This is a genomic window from Variovorax sp. YR752, assembly GCF_943372545.1.
In genome coordinates this window covers 1-8,229 of the sequence record NZ_CALRZC010000303.1, presented here as the reverse complement: position 1 = coordinate 8,229, position 8,229 = coordinate 1, and the positions used below count along the sequence as shown (strand labels likewise).

At 70.3% G+C, this 8,229-nt stretch carries 10 protein-coding genes; 5 read left to right on the top strand and 5 right to left on the bottom strand.

Annotated features, from left to right (window positions below; genetic code table 11):
- The 5 genes from AAG801_RS38090 to AAG801_RS38070 form a co-directional block, all read left to right on the top strand.
- Positions 1–1,071, top strand: a 1,071-nt coding sequence (locus AAG801_RS38090) for a 2Fe-2S iron-sulfur cluster-binding protein (RefSeq protein WP_341893087.1), incomplete at its 5' end; no start/stop codon positions are given.
- Positions 1,071–1,397 (top strand): S24 family peptidase, encoded by a 327-nt coding sequence (locus AAG801_RS38085; RefSeq protein WP_341893086.1) that lies wholly within the window; start codon positions 1,071–1,073, stop codon positions 1,395–1,397. The genes AAG801_RS38090 and AAG801_RS38085, both read left to right, overlap by 1 nt.
- 9 nt (positions 1,398–1,406) lie before the next feature.
- Complete coding sequence (locus tag AAG801_RS38080) at positions 1,407–1,625, top strand: hypothetical protein (protein ID WP_341893085.1); 219 nt, start codon at positions 1,407–1,409, stop codon at positions 1,623–1,625.
- 10 nt (positions 1,626–1,635) lie between these two features.
- Positions 1,636–2,073, top strand: coding sequence for a hypothetical protein (locus AAG801_RS38075; protein WP_341893084.1), 438 nt, complete (start codon positions 1,636–1,638; stop codon positions 2,071–2,073).
- Positions 2,070–3,131, top strand: coding sequence for an Sfum_1244 family protein (locus AAG801_RS38070; protein ID WP_341893083.1), 1,062 nt, complete (start codon positions 2,070–2,072; stop codon positions 3,129–3,131). The genes AAG801_RS38075 and AAG801_RS38070 overlap by 4 nt, the downstream gene beginning before the upstream one ends.
- A 20-nt stretch (positions 3,132–3,151) precedes the next feature.
- Here the strand turns inward: AAG801_RS38070 and AAG801_RS38065 are convergent, their stop codons facing one another.
- From AAG801_RS38065 to AAG801_RS38045, 5 genes are all read right to left on the bottom strand, one after another.
- Positions 3,152–5,041 carry a hypothetical protein gene (locus AAG801_RS38065; RefSeq protein WP_341893082.1) on the bottom strand — a complete coding sequence of 630 codons (1,890 nt, stop codon included), beginning with the start codon at positions 5,039–5,041 and terminating at the stop codon, positions 3,152–3,154.
- Positions 5,042–5,167: 126 nt separating this feature from the next.
- Positions 5,168–6,289, bottom strand: a complete 1,122-nt coding sequence (locus AAG801_RS38060) for a YeeE/YedE family protein (protein WP_341893081.1) — start codon at positions 6,287–6,289, stop codon at positions 5,168–5,170.
- Between the two features lie 24 nt (positions 6,290–6,313).
- A complete protein-coding gene (locus AAG801_RS38055) occupies positions 6,314–7,198 on the bottom strand; it encodes a hypothetical protein (RefSeq protein WP_341893080.1) in 885 nt (294 codons plus the stop codon).
- A gap of 8 nt (positions 7,199–7,206) precedes the next feature.
- Positions 7,207–7,677 (bottom strand): DsrE/DsrF/DrsH-like family protein, encoded by a 471-nt coding sequence (locus AAG801_RS38050; RefSeq protein ID WP_341893079.1) that lies wholly within the window; start codon positions 7,675–7,677, stop codon positions 7,207–7,209.
- A gap of 4 nt (positions 7,678–7,681) precedes the next feature.
- Entirely contained in the window at positions 7,682–7,909 is a 228-nt protein-coding gene (locus AAG801_RS38045; RefSeq protein ID WP_209386344.1) for a sulfurtransferase TusA family protein, read from the bottom strand.
- Positions 7,910–8,229 lie beyond the last annotated feature (320 nt).

Sequence of the window (8,229 nt, the reverse complement as noted above, 5' to 3'; positions counted from 1 at the left end):
GGCCTGGCGCGCGCCCTGGCCACCGAACCCGTCGACAGGCTGGACGTGATGGACGACATGCTCAAGGTGATGTGTGCGCAGGTGACGGTGCGCCCGAGCGGCCACCAGTTCGAGATCGAGGGCCACGACACGCTGCTGCAGGCCGGCCTGCGCGCCGGGCTCAAGCTCAACTACGGCTGCGGCAACGGCACCTGCGGCATGTGCAAGGTGCGCGTCATCGACGGCGAGGTGGCGCGCGTGCAGCCCTGCGACTACCCGCTCTCCGAAGCCGAGCGCGCGCAGGGCTACACGCTGCTGTGCGCGCACACCGCCGCCAGCAGCGAACTGACGATCGAGACGCTGGAGGCCGGCGGCCCGCAGGACATCGCGCCGCAGCAGATCGTCACCACGCTGCGCCAGGTGCGTGAACTCGGCGCCGACACCCGGCTGCTGCACCTGCAGACGCCGCGCAGCCACCGGCTGCGCTTCCTCGCCGGCCAGTCGGTCACGCTCGGCCTGAGCGGCAGCAGCGAGCAGGCCGACGACCTGTACCGCACGCTGCCGGTGGCCAGCTGCCCCTGCGACGACCGCAACCTGCACTTCCTTGTCGGCCGCGACGCCGACGACCCGTTCGCCTGCCGGGTGTTCGACGGCGGCCTGCGCAGCGGCGCCGCGATCGACCTGTGGGGGCCGCTGGGCGAGTTCGTGCTCGCCAGTGGCGAACGCCCGCTGGTGTTCGCGGCCTGTGACCTCGGCTTCGGCCCGGTCAAGAGCCTGATCGAACATGCGCTGGCGCGCGACGAGGCGCCTTCGCTGTCGCTGTTCTGGCTGGCCACGCGGCCCGATGGCCACTTCATGGCCAACCAGTGCCGCGCCTGGTCTGCCGCGCTCGACAGCTTCGAGCACCACCTCGCGTACCACAGCGACGCCGCCGCCGGTGCGCGGCAGCTCGCGCAGGCGATGCGCGCCGACCTGTTCGACATCGCCTGCGACTTCTACGTCGCCGGCCCCGAGGCCTTCGTGCAGGCCCTGCACGGCGAGCTGCGCGCCGCCGGTGTCGCGGCCGCGCAGATCCACACCGAGGTGCTGTGATGAGCGGCTGCGACAGTGGCAGCGAGTCGTTCGCGCTGATGGTGCTCGGCGACAGCATGGCGCCGGAGTTCGTCGAAGGCGAGATCGTCATCATCGAGCCCGACGGCGCCACGCGCGACGGCTCCTTCGTGCTCGCCTTCGTCGACGACGAGTGGATCTTCCGCCAGCTGCGCCGCGCGAACGACAGCGTGGGCGACGGATGGCGCCTGCAGCCGCTCAACCCTGCCTACCCTGCCCGGCCGCTGCCCGACCTCGCCGCGCTGCGCGGCGTGATCATCCAGAAGGCGCTGCCCGGCCGCCGGCGCGCCTCCAAACGCTACGTCTGAGAGAGCACCTTGCCCTACTACATCTACCGCGTCATGCCGCTGGGCGTGCTGAAGAAGCTGAGCCAGTTCGAACGTTTCCGCGAGGCGTCCGCCGAAGCCAAGGCGCTGCGGGCGGCCGACCCGCCGGGCACGCCGGGCAAGGTGAAGGTCATGTTCGCCGACAACGAGCTGCAGGCCGAGGACCTGCTGAGCCAGGTGCGCGAGGCCGGGCCGAGCGGCGACGACTGAAGGCGCCGCGGTGGACGAACCCGGATCCGTCGCCCCGTCGTGCTGCCACGGCGAGCAGGCCTGCGTGTTCACCAAGGCGCTGCTGGCGCACGCCGCGCGCTGCGAGCTGGCGATCCGCCACAGCGCCGGCGAGATCGATGCGCTGACCTGCAGCTCGCCGGTGGCACGCACCAACTGCGCGACGCTGTCGGCCCTGCTGCGCGAGCGCGCCCTGTTCACGCTGCGCCTGCCGCGGCCGCCGGCGCCGCTGGTGCATGCCAAGGCGCTGCAGTTGCAGTGCGGCGGGCTGCGCGGACTGCAGCAGGTGCTCGACGCGCCGAGCGCCGACGTGCACCACCTGATCGGCCTGGCGCATGAGCGCCATGACAGCCTGCTCGATCTGCCGTGGCAGCAGCTGGTGGACGCCATCGCCGCCTGGCAGCCGCGCCGCCGGCGCCCCGGCCCATGACGCTGCCGATCGGGCCGCTGATCGCGGCGGTGCAGACCAACTGCCACATCGCCGATGCCCGCCATGCGGCCGACCTGAGCCTGTGCACCTTCCTGCTGCAGATGCGCGAGTTCTATCGCTGGGAGAAGGGCCTGCCGCTGGGTGCCGCACTGTCGCGCGACGCGATCGGCCAGTGGCTGGCGCGCCGCGAGGCGAGGTGGGCCGAGCTCGAGGGTCGGGACTTCGTACCGCTGCCGGGCGGAGCGACGGGCGAGGTCGATCCTTTCGACGCGGAGCGACTCAACCGGCTGCTGCGGCCGCACGGAATGGTCTACGGTGCCGGCCTGCTCGGGCCGGGCCGGCCGACCTTCTTCATGGCCCGGTTGGAAGCGGTGCGCCCTGTGGCCGACGGCATCACGCTGCAGGTGTGCGGCGCCGAGCTGGCGCGCGGCCTGATCGCGCCGCCCGCCGCGCTGCAGGGCAACACGATCGTGCTGCGCCGCGAGTCGATGGCGCGCTGGCTGTGGGAGAAGTTCGAGGCACTGGGCCTGAAGAAGCTCGAGGGCCCGTTCCGCGCCGTCTCGCAGGCCTACGGGCTGGAGGAAGACTTCCACGCCGCGCTGCCGCGCCTGCTCGACGAGCAGAGCCGCACCCTGGTGCTGCACGAGATCGGCGAACACCGCGCCGGGCGCTGGCTGGAGCCGGGCTGGGCGGCGATGCGGCTGGCACTGCACGAGCGGCGCACCGAACTGCTGGTGCGTGCCGTGCGCGACCACATCGCCGACTTCACGCACACGCTGCCCACGCTGCTGGCCGAGAGCTCGGCCAGTTCGATCCACTTCTGGTTCGCCGGATTCGACGGCGTGCGTCGGCAACTCTTTCCGTCGCTCGCCGACTCCTACCGCGCCTGGTGCGCCGGTGATGCCGGGCAGGCGCTGCAGCGCGAGGTCGCGCGTGGCGCGCTGCACTTCACGCAGCTGGCCGAACAGGTGCTGGCGCTGCATGCGCAGCATGGCGCGGAGGCAGGCGGCCCGATCGCGGCGCGGCTGAATGCGCCGGCGGCGGTCTGCGGCGCCTGAGCGCCCGACCGCTCACACGCTCACTCCATGTGCAACGAACCGGTCAGCGCGTGCTGCACGCTGACGAACTCGCCGCCGCCGACGTACTGCAGCGTCAGCGCGTCGTACAGGCCGCCGCTGACGCTGCCGGAGGTACCCACCGTGCTGCGGCCGGCCGCCGAGGTGTAGACGAGCCCGTTGCCGGCTTCGAAGGCGGCCAGCCGGCTGCCGTCGGCCGAACTGGCCAGCGCCACCCAGTTGCGCGCGGACTCGCGGGGCGTCCATGTCGCGCCCGAGTCGCTCGAGACGTAGATCTGTCCACCCTGAACCGCTGCCATGAGCTGGCTGCCGTCGGCCGACGAGACGACGGCGATCCAATTGCGCGCGCTCTCGCGCGGCGTCCAGTTCAGGCCGGCATCGGTGGAGGTGTAGATCTGGGTGGAAGTGCCCACTGCGACGAGCTTGTTGCCGTCCGATGAGGATGCGACGGCCTGCCAGCCGCGGCTCGAGTCGCGTGCGGTCCAGGTGGCACCCGAGTCGGTGGAGGTGTAGATCTGGTCGCCGAATGCCGCCGCCACCAGCTTGCTGCCGTCGGCCGAGGAGGCCACGGCGTCCCAGGTGCGGTTGCTGTCGCGCGCCGTCCAGCTGGCGCCTGAATCGGTGGAGGTGTAGATCTGGCCGCCGTTGACCACCGCGACGAGGCTGTTGCCATCCTGTGACGAGGCCACGCCCCACCAGACGCGCGCGCTGTCCCGCGCGGTCCAGCTGACGCCGGAGTCGGTCGAGGTGAAGATCTGGTCGCCGTACGTCACCGCCACCAGCTTGCTGCCGTCGGCCGACGAGGCCACCCTCATCCATTGCCGGCTCGACTCGCGCGCCGTCCAGGTGGCACCCGCGTCGTCGGAGACCTGGATCTGGCTGCCCCAGGAGATGCCGACAAGCGTGCGGCCGCTGCTCGACGAAACGGCCCCCGTCCAGCCACTGTTCGGGCCCGAGGCGCGCCACACCGCGCCGGCAAGCATGTCGTTGCTCAGGTTGCGTGCGGTGATGAACTGACCGGCGTTCTGCGCAATCTTCCAGCCGCCGAAGCCCGCGCCGGTGACGGCGACGACGTCGCCGAGGTTCGGGCTGGCGGGCAATGTCAGCGTGAGCTGCGACGCACTGCTGGCCAGGTATCCGGTGTTGCCGGCCATCGCCTGGCTCGTGCCCGTGACATTGACCCATGCCAGCCCGCCGGCGCCGGTGGCACCGTTGCAGACGTACTCGGTGTTCGTCACCTCGCCGACGTCGAGCACCTGGTTGGCGTTGGCGTCCGGACCGGAGCTCACCTTCTTGCCGCCGAAGGCGCAGTGGGCGCCGGCCGCCTCGTCGACGATGGCGATGAGGCTGTTCAGGCCGTTGGATCCGTTCGTACCGTTCGTACCGTTCGTGCCGTTCGTCCCGTTCGTGCCATCGGCGCCGTCGACGCCGTCCACCCCATCGGCGCCGGCACACACGTAGCTGGTGCTGGTGACCTCGGCAAGGTCGAGCACGCCGTTGCTGTCGGCGTCGAGGCCGACGCTGATCTTCGAGCCACCGTCGGCGCAGTGGGCGCCGGCTGTTTCGCTCTCGATGCGCACCAGGCTCGTCGCGCCACTGCTGCCGTCGCTGCCACTGCTGCCGTCGCTGCCGGGCGCGCCGTGGCAGGCGTACTGCACGGCGCTGACTTCGCCTGATTCGAGCGTGCCGTTGGCGTCAGCGTCGTAGCCGGTCTCGATCCGGCTGCCGCCTTGGCTGCAATGCGGGCCCGCCGGCTCGAGCGTGACACTCACGACGGCGCTGTGCGCTCCCCGGCCCGGCGCTTGCCGGGCCGAGACGGGATCGTCACCGCCGCCACAGGCGGCGAGCAGGACGACAAGCGGCACCACGAGCCGCATACGACTGATGAACATGACAAGCCTCGCGCACTTCCGAGGTCAAAGGCCACGGTTTGCTCGGGTTGTCGGCAGCCAGGACGGGCACTGAAGTGATTTGTGACGGGAGTGCAGGCAACTTGTCACTTCAACGCACTCGTTTGATCAATCCTCGCGCTCGGCCCGCCAGGTGATGTACTTGAGCGTCGCGACCGCACCGCCGACGATGCCGGCCAGCGCGATGAACGAGCCCAGCGCCAGCGTCGACACGCCGGTGAGCCCCTGGCCGACCGTGCAGCCCATCGCGGTGACGCCACCGAAACCCATCAGCATCGCGCCGATCAGCTGGTCGCGCAGGTCCTGCAGCGAGGCAAAGCCTTCCCAGCGGAACTTGCGCGTGGCCAGCGCCCAAGCCGCCGAGCCGAGCACCACGCCCAGCGCGGTGGCGATGCCGAAACTCAGGTGCAGCGACTTGTCGGTCCACAGCATCAGCAGTTCCAGGCTGTAGGCCAGCGGCGCGACGAAGCTGAGCGATTCGATGGTGCGGGTGTTGGTGGCGAAGTAGCCCATCTCCAGCGTGTCCGGGTTCTCGCCGAAGCCGAGGTGGCCCGACACGTACCAGCCGCCGGTGACGATGGCGCCGATCACCAGCCCGGCCAGCCACTGCGTCGGGCTGGCGCGGAACCGCCGGTCCGCAAAGACGAACAGCAGCAGCGGCACGGCGAACGCAGCCATCGCGGCAAGCAGTGCGGTCTTCGGCGCCAGGCCACTGGCTTGCGCGAGCATCGAGGCGATGCTCTGGTCCTTCAGCCCGAAGCGGGCGAGGTCGATCGCCACCGGGTCGAGCCAGCTGGCGCGCCATTGACCGAACAGGCCCTTGAGCGTCATGTACGCCGAGATGGCCAGGAAGGTCAGCACCACCAGCGAACGCACGCTGCCGCCGCCGACGCGGATCAGGTTCTTGTTCGCGCAGCCGCCGGCCAGCGACATGCCCACGCCGAACAAGGTGCCGCCGAGCAGCAGCGACAGCCAGTTCAGCGTCGGGCGCTGGTAGACGCTCTTCGACAGGTCGACGAGGCCGGCATGGCCGAGCAGGTTGGCACCGACGATGGCCACCGCGATGGCCAGCAGCCACATGCGCATGCGCCCCCAGTGGCCCATGTTGACGACGTCGGACACCGCGCCCATGGTGCAGAAGTTCGCCTTGTTGGCGATCGCACCGAACACGAAGGCGAGCGCGAAGCCGCCCCAGATCACCAGGGTGGCGGGGTCGGTGGCCAGTTCCATCGTCGAGCTCCTGCGGCTGAGCGATCAGGGCGCCGGCGCGCCGGCCAGGCGCCCCATCGTCTGGTGGATGGCATCGGGCGCGCGCACGATGCGCATGAACTGCCCCATGCCCAGCGCCGGCCACGACAGCGCAATGCGGTAGCGGCCGTACAGCGCGTAGACCTTGCCGCCGACGATGAAGATCTCGTAGGGCAGCGCCGCGACATGGTCGGCGCCGATGGTGTTCACCCACCCGCCTTCGCCGGAGTCGGGGTCGTTCATCGCCACGCCGAACACGGCGAGCTGCGCCTGCGGCATCACCACCTCGTAGACCGGTGCCGTCCGGCCGGTGCCCTTGGCGAGGTTGTCGCGCACGGTGCGCAAGGCTTCGTCGAAGCTTCCGAAGGCGTTGAGCTCGTTGCGCGGCGAGTCGATGCGCTCCATGCCGAACATGTAGCGGTAGTTCGCCAGCTCGGCCTCGGGCACGTCGCCGCCGAAGGCCGCACCGGCACCCAGCGCATGGGCCAGGCGCTCGCGCACCGAGCGGATCGCCGGCTGCGCGGCGTCGAACTGGCCACGCAGGTAGGCCCGGCCCCAGTAGTCGGGGTTCATGTACGAGACGGTGCCGTCGCTCTTCACGCCGACGCGGATCGCCGCGGCCACGATCGCCGGCCCGCCGGCCGCGCGCACCACGTCGAGCAGCTTCGCATCGGTGATCACGACGCTGCCCTGCTGCGGCAGGCCGCGCGGCAGGTGGCGGCCGATCACGTCGAAGCCGTCGGCGCGCAGCTTCTGCTCGAGCTGCGCCATCAGGGCGGGCAGTTCGCCCGCCGGCAGGGCGGTGCCCGTGAGGTAGGGGCCGATCGCGAAGCAGGCAGGCGCGCCGAGCAACCCGAACAGCGCGAGCAGCGCCGTCAGCAGGCGTTTCATGCGGCGCCTCAGATGAACAGGCAGACGTCGGTCTCGCCGGCGAACTTCATGAAGGTCGCCGCGCCGCCGTATTCGATGCCGTCGATGAAGTCGCTCTTGTCGAACTCGAACAGGTCGACCGTCATCTGGCAGGCGATGAACTTGACATCGGCTTCCAGGCACAGGTCGCGCAGCTCGGTCAGCGAGGCCACGCCCTTCTTCTTCATCTTGGCCTTCATCATCGAGGTGGCCATGGCCTGCATGCCTGGCAGCACCGAGACGATCACCGGCATGGGCACGGGCATCGGCATGGCCGGGTTGGCCAGCGGGCTGATGGCGATGCCGCTCAGGTCCTTGCGCAGGAGCTGCAGGCCGTAGAAGGTGAAGAACACCTGCACTTCCCAACCCAGCGCCGCCGCCGTGGAGGCGAGGATCAACGGCGGGTACGCCATGTCCAGCGCCCCCTTGGTGGCGATGATCGCCATCTTCTTGGTGGCCATGGGCTCAGGCCTTGCGCAGGAAGAAGACGTACTTGCCGCCCTCGGAGCCCGATTCGAGCAGCGCGTTGCCGGTCTGCTCGGCGAAGGCCGCCATGTCGCACACCGAGCCCGGGTCGGTGGCGACGACGCGCAGCACCTGGCCCGGCGCCATGTCGGCGAGCGACTTCTTCGTCTTCACGATGGGCAGCGGGCAGGCGAGCCCCGAGGCGTCGAATTCCTTGTCGAAGTTCATGCTTGTCTCCAGTACGGCGCCCATTAGCGCGGCAAGCCCGCCCCAGCGTCTATTACCGCGATGGGTGAGGCCCGATAGCCCATTTGGGTAATGGGGTTTCGCCAGGCGGCGGTCCACCATGCACGGCAGGCTGGACACATCCGCGCCGAGGAGACAAGCGATGCAGACCCGTCGAGACATGCTGGCGCGCAGTGCGTCCGTCGCGGCCGCGCTGGCCGGGCTGGGGCTGCTGCCCCAGGCCGCCCAGGCCGCCTGGTCACAGGCCGCCTTCGATGCCAAGACCATGGGCGACCTGATGAAGGCGCTGGGCACCTCGGGCC